General features: G+C 68.0%; 22 protein-coding genes. 8 read left to right on the forward strand and 14 right to left on the reverse strand.

The genetic code is table 11. The features are described 5' to 3' along the window. Window positions 1-176 precede the first annotated feature (176 nt). Window positions 177-3,881, reverse strand: coding sequence for a TonB-dependent siderophore receptor (locus tag Q8K49_RS08995; RefSeq protein WP_305305407.1), 3,705 nt, complete (start codon window positions 3,879-3,881; stop codon window positions 177-179). Between the two features lie 331 nt (window positions 3,882-4,212). Here Q8K49_RS08995 and ftsZ point away from each other — a divergent pair, with 331 nt between their 5' ends. Together ftsZ and lpxC are read left to right on the forward strand one after the other, a co-directional pair. Then, window positions 4,213-5,808: a cell division protein FtsZ gene (ftsZ, locus tag Q8K49_RS09000; RefSeq protein ID WP_305305408.1), complete on the forward strand. Its 1,596-nt coding sequence runs from the start codon at window positions 4,213-4,215 to the stop codon at window positions 5,806-5,808. A 294-nt stretch (window positions 5,809-6,102) separates the two neighbouring features. Beyond that, a complete protein-coding gene (gene lpxC, locus Q8K49_RS09005; protein ID WP_370867758.1) occupies window positions 6,103-7,008 on the forward strand; it encodes a UDP-3-O-acyl-N-acetylglucosamine deacetylase in 906 nt (301 codons plus the stop codon). 12 nt (window positions 7,009-7,020) lie between these two features. Here the strand turns inward: lpxC and pgeF are convergent, their stop codons facing one another. Genes pgeF through lgt form a run of 3 tightly spaced genes read right to left on the reverse strand, consistent with a single transcriptional unit; the run spans window position 7,021 to window position 9,780 of the window. Continuing rightward, window positions 7,021-7,791 (reverse strand): peptidoglycan editing factor PgeF, encoded by a 771-nt coding sequence (gene pgeF, locus Q8K49_RS09010; RefSeq protein ID WP_305305410.1) that lies wholly within the window; start codon window positions 7,789-7,791, stop codon window positions 7,021-7,023. A 2-nt stretch (window positions 7,792-7,793) separates the two neighbouring features. After that, window positions 7,794-8,867 (reverse strand): class I SAM-dependent methyltransferase, encoded by a 1,074-nt coding sequence (locus tag Q8K49_RS09015; protein ID WP_305305411.1) that lies wholly within the window; start codon window positions 8,865-8,867, stop codon window positions 7,794-7,796. A gap of 13 nt (window positions 8,868-8,880) precedes the next feature. Beyond that, window positions 8,881-9,780, reverse strand: a complete 900-nt coding sequence (gene lgt / locus Q8K49_RS09020) for a prolipoprotein diacylglyceryl transferase (RefSeq protein WP_305305412.1) — start codon at window positions 9,778-9,780, stop codon at window positions 8,881-8,883. 274 nt (window positions 9,781-10,054) lie between these two features. Here lgt and Q8K49_RS09025 point away from each other — a divergent pair, with 274 nt between their 5' ends. The 3 genes from Q8K49_RS09025 to Q8K49_RS09035 all read left to right on the forward strand — a co-directional run bounded on the left by Q8K49_RS09025 (window position 10,055) and on the right by Q8K49_RS09035 (window position 11,733). Then, window positions 10,055-10,342 (forward strand): accessory factor UbiK family protein, encoded by a 288-nt coding sequence (locus Q8K49_RS09025; RefSeq protein WP_305305413.1) that lies wholly within the window; start codon window positions 10,055-10,057, stop codon window positions 10,340-10,342. 82 nt (window positions 10,343-10,424) lie between these two features. Then, a complete protein-coding gene (locus tag Q8K49_RS09030) occupies window positions 10,425-10,928 on the forward strand; it encodes a YbjN domain-containing protein (RefSeq protein ID WP_305305414.1) in 504 nt (167 codons plus the stop codon). A 4-nt stretch (window positions 10,929-10,932) separates the two neighbouring features. Continuing rightward, window positions 10,933-11,733: a pyrroline-5-carboxylate reductase gene (locus Q8K49_RS09035; protein ID WP_305305415.1), complete on the forward strand. Its 801-nt coding sequence runs from the start codon at window positions 10,933-10,935 to the stop codon at window positions 11,731-11,733. Here the strand turns inward: Q8K49_RS09035 and Q8K49_RS09040 are convergent. The 3 genes from Q8K49_RS09040 to Q8K49_RS09050 form a co-directional block, all read right to left on the reverse strand. Next, the gene (locus tag Q8K49_RS09040; protein ID WP_305305416.1) at window positions 11,730-12,224 is read right to left on the reverse strand and encodes a hypothetical protein; all 495 of its coding nucleotides are present in this window, start codon (window positions 12,222-12,224) and stop codon (window positions 11,730-11,732) included. The two genes, Q8K49_RS09035 and Q8K49_RS09040, sit on opposite strands and share 4 nt — an antisense overlap. Window positions 12,225-12,313: 89 nt before the next feature. Further along, a complete protein-coding gene (locus Q8K49_RS09045; RefSeq protein WP_305305417.1) occupies window positions 12,314-13,657 on the reverse strand; it encodes an ATP-binding protein in 1,344 nt (447 codons plus the stop codon). Window positions 13,658-13,703: 46 nt separating this feature from the next. After that, entirely contained in the window at window positions 13,704-14,435 is a 732-nt protein-coding gene (locus Q8K49_RS09050) for a response regulator (protein ID WP_305305418.1), read from the reverse strand. 88 nt (window positions 14,436-14,523) lie between these two features. Between Q8K49_RS09050 and Q8K49_RS09055 the strand changes: the two genes are divergently transcribed. Next, a complete protein-coding gene (locus Q8K49_RS09055) occupies window positions 14,524-15,405 on the forward strand; it encodes a branched-chain amino acid aminotransferase (RefSeq protein WP_305305419.1) in 882 nt (293 codons plus the stop codon). On the opposite strand, the gene Q8K49_RS09060 is transcribed toward Q8K49_RS09055, so the two are convergent. Beyond that, a complete protein-coding gene (locus Q8K49_RS09060; protein ID WP_305305420.1) occupies window positions 15,402-15,968 on the reverse strand; it encodes a DUF4349 domain-containing protein in 567 nt (188 codons plus the stop codon). The two genes, Q8K49_RS09055 and Q8K49_RS09060, sit on opposite strands and share 4 nt — an antisense overlap. Next, window positions 15,969-16,292: a hypothetical protein gene (locus Q8K49_RS09065; protein ID WP_305305421.1), complete on the reverse strand. Its 324-nt coding sequence runs from the start codon at window positions 16,290-16,292 to the stop codon at window positions 15,969-15,971. A gap of 159 nt (window positions 16,293-16,451) precedes the next feature. On the opposite strand from Q8K49_RS09065, the gene Q8K49_RS09070 reads away from it, so the two are divergent. Both Q8K49_RS09070 and Q8K49_RS09075 read left to right on the forward strand, forming a co-directional pair. Further along, on the forward strand, window positions 16,452-17,723 hold the full coding sequence (locus Q8K49_RS09070; RefSeq protein ID WP_305305559.1) for a NupC/NupG family nucleoside CNT transporter: 1,272 nt from the start codon (window positions 16,452-16,454) through the stop codon (window positions 17,721-17,723). A 26-nt stretch (window positions 17,724-17,749) separates the two neighbouring features. Next, window positions 17,750-18,370, forward strand: a complete 621-nt coding sequence (locus tag Q8K49_RS09075; protein WP_305305422.1) for a glutathione S-transferase family protein — start codon at window positions 17,750-17,752, stop codon at window positions 18,368-18,370. A 12-nt stretch (window positions 18,371-18,382) separates the two neighbouring features. On the opposite strand, the gene Q8K49_RS09080 is transcribed toward Q8K49_RS09075, so the two are convergent. Genes Q8K49_RS09080 through Q8K49_RS09100 form a run of 5 tightly spaced genes read right to left on the reverse strand, consistent with a single transcriptional unit; the run spans window position 18,383 to window position 23,596 of the window. Then, window positions 18,383-19,543, reverse strand: coding sequence for an ATP-dependent carboxylate-amine ligase (locus tag Q8K49_RS09080; RefSeq protein WP_305305423.1), 1,161 nt, complete (start codon window positions 19,541-19,543; stop codon window positions 18,383-18,385). Continuing rightward, on the reverse strand, window positions 19,536-20,786 hold the full coding sequence (locus Q8K49_RS09085) for a cell division protein FtsA (protein ID WP_305305424.1): 1,251 nt from the start codon (window positions 20,784-20,786) through the stop codon (window positions 19,536-19,538). The genes Q8K49_RS09080 and Q8K49_RS09085 overlap by 8 nt, the downstream gene beginning before the upstream one ends. Then, window positions 20,776-21,618 carry an MBL fold metallo-hydrolase gene (locus tag Q8K49_RS09090; RefSeq protein ID WP_305305425.1) on the reverse strand — a complete coding sequence of 281 codons (843 nt, stop codon included), beginning with the start codon at window positions 21,616-21,618 and terminating at the stop codon, window positions 20,776-20,778. The genes Q8K49_RS09085 and Q8K49_RS09090 overlap by 11 nt, the downstream gene beginning before the upstream one ends. After that, the gene (locus Q8K49_RS09095; protein ID WP_305305426.1) at window positions 21,615-22,604 is read right to left on the reverse strand and encodes an NAD(P)-dependent oxidoreductase; all 990 of its coding nucleotides are present in this window, start codon (window positions 22,602-22,604) and stop codon (window positions 21,615-21,617) included. Before Q8K49_RS09095 ends, Q8K49_RS09090 begins: the two co-directional genes overlap by 4 nt. Beyond that, a complete protein-coding gene (locus tag Q8K49_RS09100; protein ID WP_305305427.1) occupies window positions 22,601-23,596 on the reverse strand; it encodes a 3-oxoacyl-[acyl-carrier-protein] synthase III C-terminal domain-containing protein in 996 nt (331 codons plus the stop codon). Before Q8K49_RS09100 ends, Q8K49_RS09095 begins: the two co-directional genes overlap by 4 nt. Between the last annotated feature and the right edge of the window lie 16 nt (window positions 23,597-23,612).

A 23,612-nucleotide genomic window follows, 5' to 3' on the forward strand; every position in this document is an offset into this window, starting at 1 on the left:
GGAGGTTTTCCGCTGAAAGCGACCATAATTTCATGAGCGTCACGCGCGCGGGGCGGCCGCGGCGTCCGGGATGACGCCTCGGCTCAAGTCTGGGGCTCAACCTCGTCTGAGCCCAAAAGAAAACGCCGGCGGGAGCAAGTCCCGCCGGCGCAGTCATTTCGACGATGGGCGGTTCCCTAGAAGGAGCCGCTCAAGGTGAACAGGTAGCTCCGGCCGACAGCGTCGGAGACGATACCGATGTCCTCGCGCGGACCGCGGGTGTTGAACAGGTTGTTCACGGTCATGCGGATGTTGATGTTGTCCCGCAGCTCGTAGGCTGCGGTGTAGTTGGCGAACAGTACACCATCCAGCTCAAAGCCGTCGGTCTGCTCGGGGAAGGTGGCCCGGTTGGTCTGGATGTTGGCGACCGTGCCGCTGGCGTAAAGCATGGTCAGGCGGTGGTCGAAGCGGCCCATCCGGTGGTTGATGTCGCCGCGGAACTCCCAATCGGCGAAGCCGCCTTCACCGGCTTGCTTGTTGGTGTCGAGGAAGGTTCCGCTGGGGGATACGTCGTACTGTTGCAGCTGATAGGCCGAACCCGACAGGAAGATGTCGCCCCAATTCGACGCCCAGGCGCCGAACGCCTCCTCGATCGAGAAGTTGTAGCGCGCCTCAAGGGTGAGGGCCCGCAGACGGGTCGAGGCCAGGTTGAGGTTCGAGAAGGCGAACCACGATGCCTGGAACGGCTGGTTGACGACCGAGGGCGCGCCGGGGTTGGTGACCGGAGACGCCGGACGACCGGTCAGCGGGCTGTTCACGGGGTTGATGAAGTTGCCGTCAGGTCCGCGGACCCCGATCTGGAACAGGTCGCAGGCCGGGGTGCCGTTCAGCAACGAGCCCGGGAAGTCGGCCGAGTCGAAGCACGCGTTCGTCGTCGTGTTCGGACCGACCAAGCCGACCTGATTCGTGATTTCCGCGTCGTAATAGTCGGCGGCGAGGGTCAGGCGCGGAATCCAGCGCGGGGTGAAGGTGACGCCGTAGCCGAAGGCTTCCGATTCCTCGTTGGAGAGGAAGGGGTTGCCGGTCACGGCGGCAGGACGCGTACCCGCCACGCTGACATAGCTGGCGAGGAAGGTTTCGGCCTCAGCGCGATTGGAAGCCGCCCCGGTCAGGATCGCCGCCTGGATGCAGTTCTCCCGACGGATGGCCGGGGCTGGTCCCTGACCGATCGTGGTGGTCGAGCAGGGGATCAGGTTGGCGCCGGTGAAGGCGGACTGCGGCGAACCAAACAGTTCGGTGATCGAGGCCGATCGCACCGAGGTCGACTTATTGGCCCGGAACTGCAGGTCCTGACTGACCTGCCAGCGCAGGCTGGCCTGATAGACGTCATCGGTGGTGCCGGGCGAATCGGCGACGCCCGCCGTCGTGGTCCTGCCGTCCCGATCGACGATCCGGTAGGCGCCGCTGAGTTCCAGCGCCTCGAAAAGCGGGAAGTTGAAGCCCTCGCCGAAGATCGGGATCGAGACCTCGTAGCCGTACTCCAGGAACCTCGTCTCGCCGAAGCTCCCCGGGATGACGGCGCTACGGCCCAGGCCCAGCGCGGCATCGCGGTTGGGCGTAAACCTCAGCGATTCATTGCGCCACTCGATCTGGGCGCCGGCGCTGATCCAACCGCCTGGCAGGCGGAAGATTTCGCCGCCGAGGGATGCCGCCAGATAATGCTGGCGACCTTCGTTGGCCGATCCGGTGTCGCCGAGGAGGTTGTCGCGCAGGGCATCGGTCACCGTGGCGTTGTTCTCGCCGAAGATGCTGAAGGGGATGCAGGCGGCCACCGCGTCCCTGCTGGGAACGAGGCCCACCAAGGTGGCGATATTCGCGAGGGAGGGGTCGCGGTTCGCGATGCTTTCCGGGTTGGCCAGGGTCTGTTGACGGCAGACCGGTTGGCCGTTGGGGCCGGTCACGACATCGACGGCCATGGCGAACTCGTGGTCGAGTATGGCTGTGCCGAAGTTTTCGATGTCGTTCTGGCCGTAGACGTAGGCGGCGTCCCAGTAGAACCGGCGGTCCCAGAGACCGAACTGACCTTCCAGAGACTGGGCGGTGCGGAACAGTTGGACGTCATTGCCGGATCTGGTCGGGCCGGCGATGTCGGCGAGCGCGCGACCGACATACAGGACGCGCTGACCGTTGAGAGTCGGAATGGTCAGACCCTGAGCGACCAGGGCGTTGATGGCCGGAAGGTTGGAAGCGAAGAAGGGGTTCTGGTCGATATAGACCGGAATGTTGCGGTTGCCGGCGGTGGTCGAACCGGCCGGCGCGTTGGAGTTGGCGGCGCCGATCGAGCGGTACTGGATATCGCTGTAGAGATACTCACCCTTGTAGGTGATGCTGGGGGTGATGTCGAAGCGGGTCAGGGCCGAGAAGCTGGCACGCTCGGTCGATGACTGCAGGTTGCCGTATCCACGCGCGGCGTTCGAGAAACCATCGCCGCCCACACCGGTGCCCAGGGTGCCCAGGGCGGGATCGCCGATGTTGAACGGCACGAGGGTGCCCGAGCTGTTGAACTGCAGCGGCACCGCAATACGCGGGAACAAGGCCGAGGTTGCCGGATCAGTGTTCCGGATGGTCGGCAGGAAGCCGAGCGGCGATCCGGCCCCGGCTCCTTGGGCGCCGTAGAAGGTGCCGATGAACAACAGCGGACTCACGCCCGGATTGGCCGCGAAATACTCTTGGGGCGTCGGGCGGTTACGCTGCAGCAGATTGACGGCCAGAGCATTGCGCTGGGCCGCGGTCAGAGTGGCGGGGTTGGTTCCGGGCGCGAAGCGGAGGATGACCGACTCCGCCGTTATACCGGCTGGCAGGCTGGTTGGGGCGAAGACGGTGAAGCCTTCGGCATCCCGGCCGGCCAGCGCTGCCGCCACGGCCGTTTGCGGGATGAAGAAGGAGTTGTTCGAGGCGCCAAGCTGGAAGGAGTTTCCGGTCATCAGCAGACCGCCGGCCGAGAACGAACCGTTGGTCAGGTCCCGAGCGAAGATCGCGCCAGGCTGGAAGTCTTCATTGCCGGGCAGGAAGACAGAGGCAGGCGCCCGCGGATCGCCGAACGTCCCGTCTCGTCGGATCTGCGAGTTCCGGGGGTTCAGGATGCCGCCCGGATTGATCGTATAGTCACGATCGCCACCGATCGGGATCAGCTCCTGCTTGAAGTAGTCCAGCGCCAGGGTGATGTTGGCCTGGTCATTGTAGAAATTCGTGCCCCATGTCACGGCGCCGCGATAGCGCTGGCCATCGCCGTAGTCGGTGATGCCGTACTGGGTCAGGACGTCCAGACCCTCGAAGTCGTCCTTGAGGACAAAGTTGATGACGCCGCCGACGGCATCGGCGCCGTAGATGGCGCCGCCGGTCAGGGGCGTGACCTCGACGCGCTGGATTAGCGAGGGCGGCAGGGAGGTGATGTCGACCTGGGCGCCGGTGGCGTTGTCAGGAACGAAGACGGAATTCTGGTTGCCCGAGATGAAGCGACGGCCGTTGACCAAGGTCAGGGTGCGCTGGGTGCCGAGGTTGAACAGGTCGGCGAAGGCGAAGTTGTCACCGAACTGCGTATTCGCGCCGCGCGAGTTGGACCCGGCGCCCACCAGCGGGATGTCCTCGATCACGTCGATGGCGTTGCCGACGGCAGTCTTTTCGAACTCTTCCTCACTGACGGTCAGAACCGGAGTGGGATTGTCGAAACGCTCGCGGCGTAGCCGCGAGCCGGTGACGACGACTTCGTCGATTTCGCTCGGCTGGTCCTCTGTCTGCTGCGACGCCGGGGATCCGCTGACGGCCGTCTGTGCATGGGCGGGCAGTACCGCGAAGCAAAGCACGCTCGCGAGGATGGAGGTGCCCAAGAGAGTGGATTTCACGGTCATATCAAATGAGCCCTTTTATTGTGACAACGGCCAGAATAAGGCAGCGTATCATACGGTGTTTGCAGGATCGCATTGCAGCGGCAACTCTTTCCTGCCGCAATGCGACAATATGTGTCATAAATGGTGCGCAAATGCCACATTTTCGCCTCGCGGGCCTAAGCGCCGGTTTATGACCGAACGGCTTTCGCTACGGTCGCGACTCAGCCTATCGGGTAACACTCCTTTAAGCAGTTCGGGCGCTTCCTTAACGCGCTCATAACCAATGCGAAACGGCGGGGTTTTCGCATCGGACTGCAGGGGCAGGGTCGGATAAGGTCGGAATAGAATGTCTCTCTCGCTGGTGCGTCCTCAAGCCACGGATTTGAAGCCGCGGATCGTCGTTTTCGGTGTCGGCGGCGCCGGTGGAAACGCCGTGAACAACATGATCGACGCGGGCCTTGAAGGGGTCGAGTTCGTCGTGGCCAACACCGACGCCCAGCATCTGTCGTTCGCCAAGACCGACCGCCGCATCCAGCTGGGCGAGACGATTACCCAAGGGTTGGGCGCGGGCGCTCATCCCGAAGTCGGCATGAACGCCGCCGAGGAATCGGCCGAGGAAATCTACGGGCACCTGGACGGCGCCCACATGGTCTTCATCACCGCCGGCATGGGCGGCGGCACCGGCACCGGCGCCGCGCCCGTCATCGCCAAATGCGCCCGCGACCGGGGCATCCTGACGGTTGGCGTCGTGACCAAGCCCTTCACCTTCGAAGGCCGTCACCGCATGCGTCTGGCCGACGCGGGCATCGCCGAGCTGCAGCGCTACGTCGACACCCTGATCGTCATTCCGAACCAGAACCTGTTCCGCGTCGCCAACGAACGCACCACCTTCGCCGACGCATTCGGCATGGCCGACCAGGTGCTGCATTCGGGCGTGCGCTCGATCACCGACCTGATGATCCTGCCGGGCCTGATCAATCTCGACTTCGCCGACGTCCGCGCCGTCATGTCCGAAATGGGCAAGGCGATGATGGGCACGGGCGAGGCCTCGGGCGAGGACCGCGCGTTGCAGGCCGCCCAGAATGCCATCGCCAACCCGCTGCTGGACGAGACGTCGCTGAAGGGCGCCAAGGCCGTGCTGGTGAACATCACCGGCGGCATGGACATGACCCTGCTGGAAGTCGATGAAGCCGCCAACGCCATCGCCGGCGAGGTGGACGCCGACGCCAACATCATCTTCGGCGCCGCCTTCGATCCTGCCCTGGACGGCAAGATCCGCGTCTCGGTCGTGGCCACCGGCATGGAAGACCTGGCCGCGGTCAAGCCCACGCCGAACGCCGCGACCTCGGTGTTCGACACCCGCCGCCCGACCCCGGCCCATGCCGCGTCGCGTGCGGAGCCCGTGCGTCATGACCCCGTCCGCGAGCCGGCCCGGGCCGAGACATCGCGTCAGGCGGAAGCCGCGCCGATCGTTCCGACCTTTCAGTCCAACCAGGCGACCTATGGCACTGCGGCCCGCGCCCCCGAACCCCGTTTCGAGCCGCGCCCGGAACCTGTGATCCACGTCGCCGAGGAACGCGCCCTCGAGCCGATCGTCGATCCCTGGGTCGAGGAATATGAGTCCGCACCGCGCAGCCACACGGTCGCGGAAGCCGCCGCGCCGGTGGCGCAGGGCGACCTGTATATGGATCGCTCGACCGCCCCACAGCCGACGCCGCAGCATGACGAGCGGGCCTACGATGACTATGATGACCGGGACCACCGCAAGTCGGGATGGAGCCTGTTCGGCCGCGGCAAGCGCCAACCGGCCCAGCCGACCTATCCAGCCCCGTCGCGGACGACCGAAATGCGCGCGACCAGCCAGACGCAGCCGGCTCTCGAGCCGGGTGAGGCCGAGGATGATCTGGAAATCCCGTCCTTCCTGAGACGCCTCGCGAACTAGGGATTGGGGGATTAGGGATTAGGGAAGGGCGGCTCGCAGGGGCCGCCCTTTTCGTTTGGCGATGAAAGGGCGGGATAGTCGGCTTCCGGCGCCCGAACCTGCTTTCCCCTAATCCCTGGTCCCTGGTGCCTAATCCCTCGGACCTGATCCGCGCCGCTTCGGGGGACGAGACATGGTTCATCAAACGGAAACAATCCGAAACCCGACTTTCATTTCGCCCTTGCCAGGGGGCGGCTAGACGGTCTGTGGGGCGAACTCCGCACAGAAAGGCGGAGCGCAAAAACTGCATTGGGTATGAGTTTGTCGGTCAGAATCGACCATCGCCAGAAAACGACCGTCGCCCCCGCGATCATTGCGGGCGTGGGCGTGCACACGGGCGACCGGGTGCGTCTGGCCGTGCGTCCGGCTCCGGTCGGCACCGGCATCGTCTTCGTGCGCACCGACATCAAGGACCGTGACAACCGTATTCCGGTCTCGGGCGAGGCCGTCGTCGACGCCCGCCTGAACACCATGATCCAGAACGCCGCGGGCGTTCAGCTCTCGACCATCGAACACCTGATGGCGGCTTTCGCGGCCCTCGGCATATCCAATGTCGTCGTCGAGGTGGACGGCCCCGAACTGCCGATCCTCGACGGTTCGGCGTTGCAGTTCGTCCAGTTGCTGGACCGCGCCGGCTTCCGCCGTCAGGAAGCCCCGGTCCGCTATATCGAAATCCTCGAGCCGATCCGGGTCCGGGAAGGCGACAAGACCGCCGCCCTGCTGCCTTGCGACCGCTATGAGATGCGGTTTGAGATCGACTTCGATACGCCGGTGATCGGCAATCAGGTGGTGGATTTCGTCGTCGACGAGGAAACCTTCCGCAACGAGATCATGGCCGCCCGCACCTTCGGCTTCGCCCATGAGGTCGAGGCCCTGCGCCGCGCCGGTCTGGCCCGCGGCGGCTCGCTGGAGAACGCCGTGGTCATCGACGGCGACCAGATCCTGAACCCCGGCGGGCTTCGGATGGAGCGCGAGTTCGTCAAGCACAAGGCGCTGGACGCCATCGGCGACCTGTACGTATTGGGTGCGCCCCTGCTGGGCCGCTACGAGGGCGTCAAGGCGGGCCACCACATGAACAACCTGTTGGTCCGCGAACTGCTTGCCAACCCGCAAGCGTGGCGCGAAGTGACGCGCGTGCCCGAGATGGCGATGGCGGGCTGATCAGCACCCGGATCAGCCCAGGCTGATCGCGCTCATCAGCCGCCCGAAATCGGCTTCACCGTTCAGATGCGCCCGCCGGTTCGAATAGAACCGCACGGCGTCCGTGCGCGTGTCGTCGCCGGTCCAGGCCGCGTCGGCGACTCCGGCCTGCTCCAGACGCCAGAGGACGAAGGCGGGCAGGTCGAACAGGCGCTTGTCCGTGGTTTCACCCGGCGCGAAGAAGCGGGCGCTGCCGGGGTCGTGGTGGTCGAACCGGTCCTGGAAGTCGGCTCCGACCTCATAGGAGGCCTGGGCGATGCAGGGACCGACGACGGCGACGATGCGGCGGGGCTCGGCGCCGAGGGCCTGCATGGCGGCAACGGTGGAATGGACGACGCCGTCCAGCGCCCCCTTCCAGCCCGCATGGGCAGCGCCGACGACGCCCGCCTCGGGGTCGGCCAGCAGGACGGGGGCGCAGTCGGCGGTCAGGACGGCGCAGATGACGCCCGGGATGGCGGTGACCGCGGCGTCGCCCTCCGGCCGCGCGCCCTTCCAGCCGGTCTCGGCGACGCGGGCGACGGCGGAATGGATCTGGAAACAGGCGGCGAAATCGTCGGGGACGCCGCCCAGGTGTTCGGCGATCCGGCGGCGGTTCTCGGCGATGGCGGCAGGATTGTCCTTCGAGCCTACGCCGGTGTTCAGGCCCTCATACAGGCCGGTCGAAACCCCGCCCGCGCGGGTGAAAAAGCCGTACCGGACGCCGGCGCGGTCCAGCAGCGGATGGGTGATGGGGGTCAGCATCATGGCTACATCTCAAATCCCGGCACCACCAGCGACCGTGGCGAAAGGATCGCGCAGGCCTTGAACAGGGTTCCCATCTGGTCATCGGCGGTCAGCCGGGCCAGCTGACGGTCGATGACCGGGGCGGCGTCGGGACGTCCGGCCTTCAGTCGGTCGGCGCGGGCCGCGATCCCGAGCAGGTTCAGGAACTCCCCTTGTCCCATCGTGCCCGTGACGTCGGCCCCGGCGTGGATTGCGGCCTCGAGCACTGAGGGGAAGTCGGCCCATTGGGTCAGGTCGGCCTCGCCCGGACTGTCCAGCGGATCGACCTTCTGATGGCGGCGCAGGCCCTGGAGTGTGTCGCCCGTCTCGGCCCGGGCGCGGCCGTAGTCGATCAGCAGGGCCGCGCCGGAGGCGATCTTGACCAGCGCCGCGAGGTCACGCCCGAAGGCGGCCTGCTGGTCCGAGATCTCGACCGTCTGGCCGGGTTCCACCGCGAACTCCGGGCGTTTGAAGCCGCCGGTGATCTCGACCAGACCGAAAATCAGCTCACCGTCGTCGGCGACGCCCACGCGGCGCTCGGCCCAGCCGTCTTCGGTCCTGACGAACTGGCGCGCGGGCAGGCAGTCCAGCACCTCATTGGCGATCAGGATCACCGGGGCGTCGGTCTCGATCCGGTCCAGCGAGGCGACCCAGCGCGGGTGGATGTCACTGTCGGCCAGCATCCTGGCCTGGGCTTCGCGCAGCGGTGGACTGGGCTCGATCAGGATCAGATCGACGGCGCGCAGGAACTCGGGGTCCAGCCGCGCGGCGCGCAGGGCGTCGGCCATCAGCGTCCCGTCGCCGGGCCCGACCTCGACCAGCCGCACCCGTTCGGGCGCGCCCAGTCTCCGCCACAGCTCGACCGCCCACAGACCGATCAGCTCGCCGAACATCTGGCTGATCATCGGCGCAGTGATGAAGTCGCCGGTCGCGCCGATGGCCGGGCGGGTGGCGTAATAGCCGCCCTCCGGGTCGTGCAGGCAGCGGGTGACATAGTCGGCCACCGTCATCGGCCCGGTCAGGACGATCTCGCGGGCCAGTCGATCTTTCAGCGACATGAGGCGTCAGGCGTCAGGCGGCGACCGGCGGCCGGTTCCAGGCGCGCCAGATCAGCCATGCCCCGATCAGCATCATGGGGATCGACAGGAACATGCCCATGGTCAGGCCCAGCGGCAGGTTTTCAAGCCCGGCGTCGGGCTGGCGGAAATTCTCGAGCGACGCTCGCGCCAGTCCGTAACCGAACAGGAAGATGCCGGTGACATAGCCGGGCTTGGCCAGTAGCCGCCATTTGTAGACCGCGAGCCAAAGGATGACGAACAGGGCGATGCCCTCCAGCCCGGCCTCATAAAGCTGGCTGGGGTGGCGGACCACGTCGCCGGGACCGATCCAACTGCCATTCTGGAAGAAGTTGCAGGTTGCGCCATAGGCCTCGCGCGCGCGATTACTGCAGAAATTGACGCCCCAGGGAACGGTTGTCTCGCGCCCCCAGAGCTCGCCGTTGATGAAATTGGCCATGCGACCGAAGAACAGGCCGAATGGCGCGGCGGCCAGCGCCATGTCGCCGATGCTGAGCGTACGCAGCTTTGTGCGCCAGGCGAAGATCAGCACCGCCAGTGTCGTTCCGATCATGCCGCCGTGGAAGGACATGCCGCCGTCCCACAGCCGGAACAGGCCCAGCCGTTCGCCCCAGCTCGCGCCGGTGAACAGGTGGCCGTACAGTTCCGGCTTGTAGAACAGGGCGTAGCCGAACCGACCGCCCAGAATGATGCCGAGCGTGATCCACAGGATCAGGTCGTCCAGCTGCGGCGTCGAGATCGGCGGCTTGCCCGGCGCCCAGATCGCCGTGTTCTTGATCAGACGCGCCGCATACCACCAGCCCAGGACGATGCCCGCGACGTAGGCCAGGGCGTACCAGCGGATATCCAGCGGGCCGATGCTGAACAGCACCGGATCGAATTCGGGAAAGGGCACGGGGCCTCCTGACGGCGTTTCGTTGGCCGAGGTTTAGCAAGCGTCGCCATCCGTGGCCATTTTTGCTTCGCGTCGAATCGACCCGAATCCACAAAAATCGCCGAAGTTCAGAATTTGAGCGATCTCCCGAGCGGAGATCGCCGAGCCCTGAAAATTCCTCAACCACCCGCCACCGCCCAAATCAGGCCACCGGTCGCATGGAAAGCAAGGTTTCATTCACCATATCGGGTGAACCTTCGTTAACGACGCTCGTTGGTTCGAGCCGGAGAGTTCCATGCAGACCCGCAACCCCCTTCTCGACGAGTTCGCCAAGCTGACGACCGGGGCCATGGGTCTGGCCCAGGCGGCCGGCGAAGAGGCCAAAACCGCCTTCCGCGCCGGCACCGACCGGATGGCCGCCGACCTCGATCTGGTCCGCCGCGACGAGTTCGACGCCTTGAAGGCCGAGATCGCGGCCCTGCGTGCCGAGGTCGCGGCGCTGAAGTCGCCTGTAAAGACGGCAAAGAAGCCTGCCACGGGAACGTCCACAGCGTCCGTTCCCCCTCAGGACGCAGTCGGTTGAGCCGAATCTGCGAACCCGCCTACCGTCCCGACATGGGACGTGAGTCGCGCGCCATGCTTGTTTTTTCGCCTGGGATGCCTTGATGGACGCCGTTCGACCCGAAGAAGTCGATGTTCCCTACGATCCGCTGGACGTCGTGGAGCACGTCCTGGTGGCCGAAAATCTGCCGTTCGACCGTACCGACGAGGGCGATCTGGCCTTTGCCTTGGCCGGCGACTGGAAGGATTACGAGCTGTGGTTCGCCTGGCGGCCCGAGGGCGACTGCCTGCAGCTGTGCTGCGCGCTGGACCTGCAGGCGTCCAGAGCCCGCCGGGCTGCCGCCTATGAACTGGTCGGTTTGATCAACCAGCGCACCTGGATGGGTCATTTCGAGGTTTGGGCCGACGACGGCGAAATCGTCTTCCGCCATTCGCTGGCCCTGCCGATGGGCGAACGCCCGACCCTGGCCCAGGCGGCCTCGATGATCGACGCGGCGGTCGAGGCGGCGGACCGATACTATCCCGCCTTCGACTTCATGATCCGCGGCAACAAGAAGCCGCAGGAAGCGATCGACTCCTGCCTGTTCGAGACCGTCGGCACGGCCTAAGGCCATGAACGCACCCGCCAGCGTCGGACCCGTCGCCCTCGTCGGATGCGGACGGCTGGGTTCGGCGATCCTCGAAGGCTGGCTGAAGACCGGCGCTGTCGCGGCGCACGATCTGATGATCCTGACCCCGTCGGACAAGCCGGCCGCCGAGACCGCGCGGGCGCAGGGCGCGCGGGTGAATCCATCCTTGGCCGCCCTTGCCGACGCGCGGGCTCTGATTCTGGCGGTCAAGCCTGCGAACTGGCGCGACGCCCTGAGCCCGCTGGCAACGCATCTGAATGCCGAAGCCGTCGTCGTCTCGGTGATGGCGGGCGTGGCGGCGTCGGACATCATCGCCTTGGCGGGGCGTCCGGTCGCAAGGGTCATGCCCACCACGGCGGTGGCGCAGGGTAGAGGCGTGGCGGCGTTGTGGTCCGACGACCCCGTCGCGCGCGAGACAGCGCGCAGACTGTTTGAAGCCATGGCCGAAGTCGTGGACCTGAATCTCGAAGCCCATATCGATGTAGCCACCGCCACGGCGGGATCGGCCCCGGCTTTCATTCACGCCTTCGTGCAGGCGCTGGCGAGGGCAGGCGAGGCCGAGGGGCTGTCAGCAGACGCGGCGATGCGGCTGGCGCGCGGGGCCCTGCGGTCCGCCGGGGCGGGCATCGAGACCGGCGAGGCGCTGGAGACCCTGATCGCCCGCATAGCCTCGCCGGGCGGCACGACGCGGGCTGGGCTGGACGCCATGGCGGCGAGCGGCGACCTCGACCGGGCGGCCAGCGCCGCGGTCAGGGCCGCCGTGCAGCGAGCGCGAAGTTTCTAGCGCGTGACGTAGCGGCCGCCGGCCAGATTGTCGGCCAGCCGGCGATAGGCGCGGTCCGCGTCCTGCCAGGTGGTGAAGCCGCGTACATCCGCCAGGCTGTGGGAATACCAGTCGTACTGGACCGGGACGGTCCGGCCGTCGGCCGTCGTAATCTGGCCCTCGATGGCCGCGCCGCCGATCGACCGGCTGCGGTGGCCATCCAGTCCGGGACGGTCGGCCATCTGCTGGAAGGTCGGCCGATTGGGCCGCAGGTCGGTCAGCACCAGCTCGATCCGCGCGCCGTCAAGGTCGCCATCGCGGGCGAGGGCGCGGCCGACCAGTTCGGCCAGCCGATCCGCCTGTTCCTGAACCTCGCGCGGGCCCAGTTCCTCGGCCTTGTCCTGAAGGTCGGGACCGAGGCTGACACTGATCAACGCGGGCTCGGCCATGGCTGGGGCGGCGCTGAAGGCCAGTACGGCGGCGAGGGGTGCGAAGATGGCGAGTTTACGCATGGTGTCCTCCGTTGGTCCTGTCGCGATCAAAAGGTGGGATCAACGGTCCCGCTTCGCAATCCTCCCCCTCCCATGACGGGGAAGGAATATCAGCCGGGCAGGCGGATGATCGCCCGCAACCCGCCCATGTCGCTGCGTTCGAGGGTGATGTCGCCGCCGTGTCCGCGGGCCACGTCGCGGGCGATGGCGAGGCCGAGGCCGACGCCCTTGCGGTTCTGGTTGCGCGAGGCATCGAGACGCGAGAACGGGCGGAAGGCCTCCTCGTGCATGTCGTCCGGAATGCCGGGGCCGTCGTCCTCAACCGCGACCTCGAGCCCGCCCGAGGGCAGGGGACGGGCGCTGAGGCGGACGTGCTCGCCATGGGCGGCGGCGTTGCCGGCCAGATTGGTCAGGGCCCGCTTGAAGGCCAGCGGGCGCAGGGTGGCCGTCAGGTCTGCGGCGGCGACCACCTCGACCTCGGCCCCGGCGCGGTGGACGTCCTCGGCCGCGACGGCCAGCAGGTCAAGAATCGACACGGACTGCGCCGCCTCGCCGGCCTCGCCGCGGGCGAAGGCGAGATATTCGTCGATCATGTGCTCCATCTCATCGAGGTCGCCCTCCATGGCCTTGGCCCGCTTGAAGGGCGGCGCCAGCGCCAGCTCAAGCCGCAGCCGGGTCAGGGGCGTGCGCAGGTCGTGGCTGACCGAAGCGAGCAGGGCGGTGCGTTGGTCGATATGGCGTTGGATCCGCTCGCGCATCGCAAGGAAGGCATTGGCGGCGGCGCGGACCTCGCGCGCGCCATGCGGCTTGAAATGTTCGCTGGTCTCTCCCCGGCCGAAGGCCTCGGCGGCGTCCGCCAGCCGCTCGATGGCGCGGACCTGATTTCGGATGAACAGGATGGCCACGCCCATCAGCAGAACGGTGGCGATGGTCAGCCACAGGACGAAGATGTGGGCCTGGGTGGCCACGGCGCGTTCGCGCGGGGCGATGATGCGCAGCACGCCCTCGGGCTGCTGGACCCGGATGTCGACATAGGCGGGATATTGGGTGGTCGAGAACCAGAAGGGCTGGTCCAGCCGCGTGGCCAGCGCCTGTTCGAGGGTGCGGTCGACGACGCCGATGGGGCCGCGCTCCTGTTCGCGCGGCAAGACGTCGCCATCGCGCAGGTCGACCGACAACGACATTGAGCGCTGAGCCCGTTCGGAGATGACAGCGAGGTTTTCCGGTGTCGGGTCATCGCGCCAGCTTTCGGCGGCCCAGGCGATGTCGCCGGCAAGGCCGTCGGAAAGACGCGCCGTCACCGTCTGCCAATGCATGTCGAAGAAGGCCCAGGTGACGGCCACCTGCATAACCAGCACCGGCAGGACGATGATCAGCAGCGACCGCCCCCAGAGCGAGGTCGGCAGGCGCCGCTTGAGGAATCGCGGCCAGAGGGAAGCAGGCAGCAATCTCACGAGCCTTCCCCCGCAAGGGGGGAAGGGAAGTGATGGTTCGCCTTCATCAGTCCGGGGCCAGCATGTAGCCGACGCCGCGCACGGTCTGGAGGTAGCGCGGGTTCTTGGGGTCCGCCTCCAGCTTGCGGCGCAGGCGGGTCACCTGCACGTCCACGGCGCGGCCGGTGATGTCGGCGGTGTCGGGCGACAGGCTCATACGCTCCACGGCGGAGTGGGCGTGGATGGCGAGAGTCTTGAGCAACTGAGCCTCGGCCTCGGTCAGGCGCTGCATCTTGCCGTCGCGCATCAGCTCCAGCCGATCCATGTCGAACACCGCCGGTCCCAGCTTGATCTCGCGCGGGGTCAGGGGCTTGCCGCCGGTGCGGCGCAGGATGGCGTCGACGCGCAGGGCCAGTTCTCGGGGGTCGAACGGCTTGGACATATAGTCGTCGGCGCCGCGCGACAGGCCCTCGATCCGGTCGTCTGGATCGCCGCGCGCGGTCAGCAGCAGGACCGGGGTCCTGGACGTCTCCGCCTTCGACCTGACCCAGGTGGTCAGGTCGAAGCCGCTCTCGCCCGGCATCATCACGTCCAACACCACCAGATCGAATTCGATCAGCTCCATCAAGCGCCTGGCCGCGGCGGCGTGGGCGGCGCCGGTGACGCGGTAGCCTTCGCGAGCGAGGAATTCCTTCAGCAGTTCGCGGATGCGGTCGTCGTCGTCGACGACAAGCAGATGCCGACCGGCGCCGGCGCCGGCAATCGGGCCCGAACGGCCATGGGAGCGGACGTCGCTCATGCCGAAGCGGCCGAAGGGCGCGTCCAGCCGTTGACCTGAGCGATTCCGGCGGCTCTAACCCGGTGATCAGCGCGGGAGACGTTATTCAATGGCCTTCGTTCCTATCGACGATCGTGACGGTTGGATCTGGATGGACGGCGATTTTGTGCCCTGGCGGGAAGCCCGCGTGCACGTTTTGACCCACGCTTTGCACTATGCGTCTTCGGTTTTTGAAGGCGAGCGAATGTACAATGGCCAGATCTTCAAATTGACGGAGCATACGAACCGTTTGTTCCGTTCGGCCGAGGTGCTCGACTTCCAGATTCCGTTCACGGTGGCGCAGATCAACGACGCCTGCAAGGAGACCTGCGTTCGAAACGGCCTGACCGAGGCCTATGTGCGCCCCATCGCCTTCCGCGGGTCGGAACAGGTCAGCGTCTCGGCGCAGCAGACACGGACACACGTGGCCATCGCGGTCTGGGACTGGCCCAGCTATTTCGATGCTGAAACCAAGGCGAAAGGCATCCGCCTGTGCTGGGCGCCCTACAAGCGGCCGTCGCCGGAGACCGCCCCGACCGAGGCCAAGGCGGCGGGGCTGTACATGATCGGCACCATCAACCGCCATCACGCCGAAGCGCGCGGCTATGCCGACGCCATGCTGCTGGACTGGCGCGGCTTTGTCGCCGAAGCGACCGGAGCCAATGTCTTTTTCGTGCAGGACGGTCGGCTGATCACCCCCCCGGCCGACGGGGCGATCCTGAACGGCATCACCCGTCAGACCGTGCTGGAAATGCTGGCCGCGCGCGGGCTCGAGGTCGAGGTTCGCCACATCCGGCCCGAGGAGCTGGCCGGATTCAGCGAATGCTTCCTGTGTGGCACGGCGGCCGAGATCACCCCGGTGAGCGAGATCGGCGACGACCGCTTCACCCCGGGCGACCTCAGCCTCAGCCTGATGGATGAGTACAGCCGGCTGGTGCGGGGTCAGATCTAGGCTGACGCAGGCTTCCGCCGACGGATTCCCCACCACACCGCGCCGCCGATGACCACGATCGGCAGCAGCACAGAGCCGGCGGTGATCAGCAGGGCCAGCATGCCCATCGACAGGCCGAAGGCGTCACTGAGCGCGCGGGCGACCGGGCGCGTCGGGCTGTCGGCGGCCATCACCCCGCCCTGGCGGTAGTCGAGCGTCAGCCGGGCCGACTGGACCCGGTCATTGAGGGCGCGCAGCTCAATCTGCTGGGCGTCATACTGTTGTTGCAGCTCAGCCAGCTCGCGTTCGATTTCGAGCCGCTGGGCCATAGTCCCGCCCGATCGCGCCTGAAGCTGGCGGATGCGGTCGGCGAGGGAGGCGGTGGTCTTCGCCCCGGTCGTGGCCGTGTCGACGCCGCGCGTGACGTCCTCGCCGTCGGTGACGGCCTCGTCCAGACGACCACCGGCATTCCGGGCGTCCAGGGCCAGACCGCTGCGGAAGCGGTTGATCCATTCGGGCTGGCCGCGCAGTTCAAGCCGCCCGCCGGGCTCGCGCGCGGTCCAGTCAGCCTGGGCCGAGATCACCTAGCATAAGCCCGGACCGGCGGAGACGCAGGCCAGTTCGTGCCGGCTCATCATTTCCGCTCCGCGATCGCGCGGCAGGGACAGGGCGTAGCTGTAGGCGTAGGCGATCTGCGCCACGGGGGCGAGGGGAGCCGGGCGCGCGACCACAGTGGACGGCGCGGCGACGTTCCGTGCGTTCGTGGCGGCGGCGTCCGCGGGTGCCTCGGCCGAAGCGTCGGCGGCGGGGGCCCCCTCGGCTGAATACTCTTCCGCCTTGTCACTCGCCGGCGAACATCCGGCCAATACGATCAGGCCGGCCGAGGCCAGCATCAAAGCCTTGCGCATCGTCTTTCTCCCTGTCCCGTGATGATCACGGTTTCGTGATGACGCGCGTGGATCGCGACAGATTCAGGGCTGGAAACGAGCGAAACAGCGGCTTGCCATAATAGCCTGCGTGGCGTTCAAGGGGACGGGGCCGGCGGGGGCCGGTGGGGAACCATGTCCATGTTCAGTGTGCTGAACCTTCAGAGCCTGTTGGGACTGATCGTGATCGTGGCGGCCTGCTGGGGCCTGTCCGAGAACCGCAAGGCTTTTCCCTGGCGGTTGGCGCTGGGCGCGATCGCGGTCCAGGCGGCCCTCGTGCTGGTTCTGTTCAATCCGTTCTCGCAGTCGATCCTGGGCGGGATCAACGCCGCCGTCGGCGGCCTGACCGTGGCCTCGGCCAAGGGCGCACAGTTCGTGTTCGGATATCTGGCCGGGGGCGATCAGCCCTATTCGGTGGCGAACCCGCCGGCCCTGTTCACCTTCGCCTTCAATGTCCTGCCGATGATTCTGGTGATCTCGGCCCTGTCGGCGCTGCTTTGGCACTGGAAGATCCTGAAGTGGATCACCCACGGGTTCGGCATACTGTTCCAGCGGACTATGGGGCTGGGCGGCGCCTCAGCGCTGGCGGTGGCGGCCAATATCTTCCTCGGCATGGTCGAGAGCCCACTCGTCATCCGCGCTTATCTGGACAAGCTGACGCGGTCCGAGCTGTTCCTGATGATGGTGGTCGGGCTGGCCACCGTCGCCGGTTCGACCATGGTGGCCTATGCGGCCATCCTCGCCCCGGTGATGCAGAACGCCGCCGGCCATGTGCTGGTGGCCTCGATCGTCTCCGCCCCGGCGGGCGTCCTGCTGGCGCGCATCATCATCCCGGAGACGGCGGGCGAGGGCGGCGCCGGGGCGGACCACGGCTCGGCGCTGAAATACGACAGCGCCATCGACGCCATCGTCAAGGGCACGGCCGACGGTCTGATGGTGGTGTTGAACATCTCGGCGGTGCTGATCGTCTTCGTCGCCCTGATGGCCCTGATCAACGTCATGCTCGGCGGGTTCTGGCTGTTCGACGGCCCGGTGACGATCGAGCGTCTGCTGGGCTGGCTGTTCATGCCGGTCGCCTGGCTGTCCGGAGTCGAATGGGCGGAGGCGGGCAAGGCGGGCTGGCTGCTGGGGGTCAAGCTGACCCAGACCGAATTCAAGGCCTTTATCGAACTGGGCAATGTCCCGGCCGGGGCGATGAGCGAGCGGACCCGGATGCTGATGACCTATGCCCTGTGCGGCTTTGCCAATATCGGTTCGGTCGGCATCACTGTAACGGGGCTCAGCGTGCTGATGCCTGAGCGGCGCGAGGAGGTGTTGGGCCTCGTGTGGAAGGGGCTGTTCGCCGGCTTCCTGGCCACAGTGATGACCGCCTGTGTGGTCGGGGCCTTGCCGGGACGCATCTTCGGCCTGTAGCGTTGCAATAAGCAACGGAGGCCGCAATGAAACTCTACACCTCTCACCGCGCGCCCAATCCGCGCCGCGTCCGCTGGGTGATGGCCGAGAAGGGCATCGAGGACGTCGAGCTGATCGAGGTCGATATCCTGACCGGCGAGCACAAGACGGCCGAATACCGCGCCCGGGTCGGCGTGCCGCACGTTCCGGCGCTGGAACTGGAGGACGGGACCACGGTCTCGGAATCGGTGGCCATCTGCCGCTATCTGGAGGCCCTGTATCCCGAGCCCAACCTGTTCGGACGCGACGCGCGCGAACAGGCGGTGATCGAGATGTGGACCCGCCGGTGTGAGTTCTATCTGGCCAATCCGATCATGCTGAGCGTGCGCCATTCCCACCCGGCGCTGGCGGCGCTGGAGGCCGTCCAGATTCCGCAACTGGCGGAGTACAATCGGGTCGCGGCCGAGAAATTCATGAAGGCGCTGGACCGGCGACTGGCCGATCATGAGTTCATCGCCTCGGACAGATTCACCATCGCCGACATTGTCGCCGTCGTCGGTCTGGATTTCGCGCGGCTGATCAAGTACCGGCCGCCCGAGGAACTGACCCATCTGGCGCGCTGGCTGGCGGACTGCCGGGCGCGACCCGCGGCGGCGGCGGGCGCATAGAACGAAATCGGTCTAGTCGGGCTCGAAAGGGCGGCCGTTCCATTCGATGTCGGTGGTCATGACCTCGGTGAGGGGGAGGCCGGTCCGGAGCGCGCGCAGGCCGAAGATCGCGGCGTCGACCAGGGCGCCGAGCACCGGCAGCCCGTCGCCCGGAGCGGCCACGGCGTCGCAACCCCGCCGTCTCTGCGTACGCCAGTCCGCGAGCCGTCCGTCCCGCAGCGCGGTCGGCAGGCCGTGGAGCCAGAGGGCCGAGGAGAGGTGGCGTGCGCCGGTGACCGGCTCGACCTCGCCGCAACCCATCAGCGCCCGGCCGAAGGCTGCACTGCGGCCGAACAGGTGGACCCCGCTGGTCGCGCGCGGATTGCACTCGATCAACCAAGGCTGTGCGTCGGCGTCGATGATGGCGTCGCAGGCGATCTGACCGGTCCCGGCGAAGGCGGCGAGGGCGTCGGCCAGCGGTCGCAGCCGCGCGGTCTGGTCTGCCGGGAGTGGACGGAAGACGTAGCTGGCGCCACCGGGCAGCCGCCAGTCAGAACCATAGGCACAGAAGGCGGCGATCCGGCCCTCATGGCAGACGGCGTAGAAGCTGACTTCCTCGCCGATGATCCGGCGCTGGGCGACCCAGGGCGCGTCGGTAGATGGCGCGACGCCGGCGAGCTCCGAGGGGGCGGGGGCGACAAGGGTTCGGGCGCCGAAGCGCGACCAGACCGGTTTGAACACATGGTCGGCGGTGCCGCCCGGGAAGGCCGCCAGCGCCGCCCGGTCGGCGACCACGGTGGTGTCGGGTACGGGCAGAGAGAGACGGCGGCATAGGAGGGCGAAGCGGTCCTTGGCGTGCAGGGTCGACAGCCGGTCCGGCGGCGGGGCGAACAACCGGTCTGAGAAGTCGTCGGCCTCCGCCAGGGCGGCGAGGTGAAACACCTCTTCGCAGGTCGGGATGATGCATACGGGATCGAGCCGGGCGATCAGGCCGCGGATATCGCGGGCGAAGGCGGCGGGCCGCGCCACCGGCGAGGCGTACCGGTGTACGTGGGCCGCGGTGCGGGAGGCCCGCGCCATCCAGGCCGGGCTGCAATCGGCCAGATGCGGCTCATAGCCGGCGGCGCGCAGGCTGCGGGCGATATCCAGCGCCGCCACGGCCCGGGCGCCGGTGATAAGGACGCGCTCAGCCATCGGACCAGCGCACCCGCCGCCGCTTGACCCCGTCCGGCACCGGGCGCCCGCCGGCGGTCACGGGGACGTCCACACCATGCTCGGCGAGAAGGGTCTGAAGCGCCGACTGCGCGGCCTCGATCCCTTCCGGATCGGCCTCGACCTTGACGCCGCGCGGCGTGGCGAGCGCGCGCCAGTCGAGTCCAGGGCCAAGGGCGGCGCTGACGGCGGACTCGGCCGTCCGCGGGCAGATCACGGCGCCGGGCCAGCGCCACAGGTCCTCCAGCCGGCCCTCCACCGGGTGGACGGCGGTCAGCGGCGAGCCGCAGGGACAGGGCGCCGCCAACGGCTCCAGCAGGTCGGGCAGGCGGACGCGGATCATCGGCTGGGTGGTGCGGCGCAGGTCGGTGACGATTGGCAGGAAGCGATTGGTCCCCGGCACGGGCTCGCGCTCGATGATCAGCACATCCTCGTTCAGATGCAGTGTCCCGAGGCGGCACGGCGCCCCGAGGAAGCCCTCGGTGGCCTGATAGATCGGGTCGGGCCGGACGCCGAGCGCCGCCGCGATCCAGCCGCGCTCGGCCTCGCCCATCGGTTCGGCGCCGTAGAAGAGACGGCGGAGCGGCCACGGGGGGTCGGTGCGGCGGGCGAGATCGGCCAGCACCTGGGACGGGGCGATCAGCACGTCCGGGGTGAAGGCGCGCAGCCGCGCGAACCGCTCGGGCCCCGGGACGTCGAGGCCGACGAACAGGAAGCGGAACGGACCTGCCGCGGCGACATCTCCGTACAGGCGGTTGTCGGCGCGCAGGCACAGGGCGATCCGCGTGGGGCGCAGCAGGGCATCGGCCGGCAGCAGGCGGGCGAGGATATGGCCCACCCAGCCGGCGCGCTCCGCCGCGCTGGTCACGAACAGGCCGGGGCGTCCCGAAGAGCCCGAGGAGAAGCCGGCGACGACGCCCGGCCGGACTTCGTCTGAACCGCCTGCTTCTCCAGCCAGCGCGGCGGCCTCGGCCTCAGCCCGCGTCAGGCAGAGAGTGTTCCAGGCGTCGAAGTCCTCGCGCAGGGTGTTGGGTTCCATGATGGGGAAGTCTGGCAGCGGGCGACCCGCGAGGGCGCTGACCGCCTCGGTCCGGGCGACAATGGAGGCCATCGCTCGCCAAAGCCGGGCCTGCTGCCGCTCGACATCGGCGGGCGTGCGCAGGCTCCAGCCGCTCCAGCGGGCCGCGAGCCAGGCCCGCAGGACCGCGAACCGGTCAGTCGACATCGTCCGTCTCGATCTCGACCTCGCTGCAGTGGGAGGGGGTGACGATCAGTTCGGGATTGCGCGCCCACAGCCGGTGCAGGGCGTTCAGGGTCTCACGGTACGGCCGGGTCTGGCCCAGCAGGGCGGTGGTCAGGCGCGGCGGCGAGACGTCGTCGCGCACGGCGCCGCTCGACCATGCCGCGTCGGCGATCAGGAAGCGGGTTCGGTCGTCCGCCTGCCGGACCAGCAGGCCCCAGTGGCCGGGGCAGTGGCCGGGCAGCTGGACAGCCAGCAGGGAGCCGTCACCCAGCAGGTCCGCGCCTGTTTCGAACGGGGCCATGTCCGGCCCGAGGGCGAGCTGCGGCCTATCCTCGAAGAAGACCGCGCGGGCGTCGATGTCGGCCGGCGCGAGGGCGGCCAGCACTCCGCGGCGGACGCGGGAGACGCGGCCTTTTCTCTGGACCTCCACCAGCCCGGCGCGGGCGCAGAAGATGCGGGCCTTGGGAAAGCGGGTCAGGCCGGCGATGTGGTCGCCGTGGAAGTGGGAGACCACGACGGCGCGGATGTCGTCGGGTGTATAGCCGAAGGCGGGCAGTTGATCGGCGACGGCCTGTCCGGGCTCAAGGTTGACCGGTGTCGCCCAGCGGTAGAGGCGTTCGGGGAATGGCCGGGTCGCCGCGAAGAAGGCGGGGTCATAGCCGGTGTCGAACAGCATGGGCCCTTCGTCCGGATGGACGATGAGAGCCGCCAGGGCGGGGAAGACGGCGGGAGCCAATCCGGCGTCGCGGCGGGTCATGACGGCGGGGTGCGAACAGGCCCCCGCGCGCAGGATATGGACCCGGCAGCGCTTCACGACGTGGCCAGCCCGGGCGCGATCGCCAGCGCCGTCGCGACCGCGTCATGAGCCGGTTCATAGCTGAGCAGGCGGCGGGCCTTGCTGAGGTCGAATGTCTGCGACCAGGCCATGGTGGACAGGGTGTAGGGCGTCAGCACCGGCTCGGGCCGGCCGGGCAGAACACGGCCCAGGGCGGCGGCGCCGACTGACAGGAGCTGTCCCAGGACGAGCGGGATGGAGACGGTGCGGACCTCGACCCCGAGCGCCTGTCCCAGCCGGTGAACCAGATCGCGGATCGGCAGGGCCTGGCCCCCGCTGATGTTGATCGCCTGCCCGCCGGCCGCCTCGCGGTGGACGTCCGCGAGCAGGATCGCGCACGCCGCGTCACGCACATCAGTCAGCTCTACCAAGGCCCGTCCATCGCGGAACAGGGGGGCCCGCCCGCGCCTGATCAGCCGCAGGATGCGCGGCAGCAGGACTGCGTCGTCGGGGCCGATGATGGCGCGGGGGCGGATGGCCACGGTGCGGAAGCCGGGCGCGTCCGCCGCGAGGACGAGCCGCTCGGCCTCGCCCTTGGTACGGGAATAGGCGTTCAGGGGGCGCTCCGGCCACGGCGTGTCTTCGGTCAGTCCGGTCTGGTCGGCCCAGCGGGCATAGACCGAGGGGGATGAGACGAAGACGAACGATCCGACGCCCGACCGCTGCGCGGCGTCGAGCAGGTCGCGAGTCAGATCGACATTGGCGCGCTGGAAGTCGGCGTCCGGGCCCCAGGGGCTGGACAGGGCCGCGGCGTGGAAGACGACGTCGATGTCCCCGCACAGGCCGTCCGGGCCGAGCTCGAACAGATCGCCCGCGATCGCATCGGCGCCGATCTCGCGCAGGCGATTTATCGCGGTCGGACTGCGCCCTGTGGCACGCACCGCGTAGCCGTTGTCCAGCAAGGCCTGCGTAAGCGTCAGGCCGAGGCCGCCGGTCGCGCCGGTGACCAGCGCGCGGCGGCTCACGTTCGCAGCACCATCGCGGCGAGGCTGATCCCCGCCGCCGTGCCCAGAAGCAGGATGGTCTTGCCGGGACCGAGCCGCCCTGTCGCGTGCGCCTCGGCCAGCACCGTCGGCAAGGACGCTGCGATCTGGTTGCCGCGCGTGGCGAAGATGTCGATCACCCGCTCGGGATCGCCGCCCATGAGCCGGCGGGCGTGTTCGATGGCGGGTCGGCTGGCCTGGTGGCCCACGATGACATCGACGCTCTCGCGGGTCAGGCCCGCCTCGCCCAGAACGCGATCGACCAGGGCGGGCAGGGTTCGCGAGGCCGCCTTGAAGATGCCGAACGGGTCCATCCGGAAGCGGGCGCCGTCGCAAAAGGCCTCAAAGCCATCCTCGACACGAACGCGGGTTCCGCCGGAGCGGACGGCGGCAAGTTCCTTGCCCGCGCCATAGGTCTCGAAGCCGCGGGCCAGCAGCGCGGGGCCATGGGGGTCGTCGCCCGCCTCGACGCACACGGCCGCCGCGCCGTCGCCGAAGATGGCGGCGGAGGCGGGCGTGTCCCAGTCCAGTCCGCACGACGGGATGTCGCTGGACACGATCAGGGCGCGGCGGAACCGACCGGTGGCGAAGCCCATGGCGGCGACGTCGAGCGCGGTCACGAAGGACAGGCAGGTCTGGTTGACGTCAAAGGCCCAGATGCCGGACTGGCCGAGGCTCAGCGCATCCTGAATCAGGACCGAGACGCCCGGGATGGGTTGTTCCATCACCCCGCAAGCCCCGATCAGGACATCGATATCGCCCGGCTCCCAACCCGCCATCGCCAAGGCTCGCCTTGCGGCCTCCGCCCCCATCATGGAGGTGGTTTCGTCGGGGGCGGCGACGCCACGGAAAGCAATGCCGAACTGGGCCTCGGTCCAGCCTGATGGCTGACCGAACACAGCGTCCAGCGCCTGCGAAGACCGGTGTTCACGCGGGGAATACGCCCCAAGGCCAGCCAGGATCATCGGCGTCATGGGGTCAGGTTAGCCT

This window comes from Brevundimonas sp. (genome assembly GCF_030682035.1).
Classification (GTDB): domain Bacteria; phylum Pseudomonadota; class Alphaproteobacteria; order Caulobacterales; family Caulobacteraceae; genus Brevundimonas.

Bases quoted from the DNA above. Each gene is read 5' to 3' on its own strand.
- lpxC (WP_370867758.1), top strand. From the start codon at position 6,103: ATGAGTTTGTCGGTCAGAATCGACCATCGCCAGAAAACGACCGTCGCC.
- Q8K49_RS09070 (WP_305305559.1), top strand. From the start codon at position 16,452: ATGTTCAGTGTGCTGAACCTTCAGAGCCTGTTGGGACTGATCGTGATC.
- Q8K49_RS09025 (WP_305305413.1), top strand. From the start codon at position 10,055: ATGCAGACCCGCAACCCCCTTCTCGACGAGTTCGCCAAGCTGACGACC.
- ftsZ (WP_305305408.1), top strand. From the start codon at position 4,213: ATGTCTCTCTCGCTGGTGCGTCCTCAAGCCACGGATTTGAAGCCGCGG.
- Q8K49_RS09085 (WP_305305424.1), bottom strand. From the start codon at position 20,786: ATGTCGACTGACCGGTTCGCGGTCCTGCGGGCCTGGCTCGCGGCCCGC.
- Q8K49_RS09015 (WP_305305411.1), bottom strand. From the start codon at position 8,867: ATGTCGCTGAAAGATCGACTGGCCCGCGAGATCGTCCTGACCGGGCCG.
- Q8K49_RS09035 (WP_305305415.1), top strand. From the start codon at position 10,933: ATGAACGCACCCGCCAGCGTCGGACCCGTCGCCCTCGTCGGATGCGGA.
- Q8K49_RS09100 (WP_305305427.1), bottom strand. From the start codon at position 23,596: ATGACGCCGATGATCCTGGCTGGCCTTGGGGCGTATTCCCCGCGTGAA.
- Q8K49_RS09075 (WP_305305422.1), top strand. From the start codon at position 17,750: ATGAAACTCTACACCTCTCACCGCGCGCCCAATCCGCGCCGCGTCCGC.
- Q8K49_RS09065 (WP_305305421.1), bottom strand. From the start codon at position 16,292: ATGCGCAAGGCTTTGATGCTGGCCTCGGCCGGCCTGATCGTATTGGCC.
- Q8K49_RS09040 (WP_305305416.1), bottom strand. From the start codon at position 12,224: ATGCGTAAACTCGCCATCTTCGCACCCCTCGCCGCCGTACTGGCCTTC.
- Q8K49_RS09030 (WP_305305414.1), top strand. From the start codon at position 10,425: ATGGACGCCGTTCGACCCGAAGAAGTCGATGTTCCCTACGATCCGCTG.
- Q8K49_RS09080 (WP_305305423.1), bottom strand. From the start codon at position 19,543: ATGGCTGAGCGCGTCCTTATCACCGGCGCCCGGGCCGTGGCGGCGCTG.
- pgeF (WP_305305410.1), bottom strand. From the start codon at position 7,791: ATGATGCTGACCCCCATCACCCATCCGCTGCTGGACCGCGCCGGCGTC.
- Q8K49_RS09050 (WP_305305418.1), bottom strand. From the start codon at position 14,435: ATGAGCGACGTCCGCTCCCATGGCCGTTCGGGCCCGATTGCCGGCGCC.
- Q8K49_RS09055 (WP_305305419.1), top strand. From the start codon at position 14,524: ATGGCCTTCGTTCCTATCGACGATCGTGACGGTTGGATCTGGATGGAC.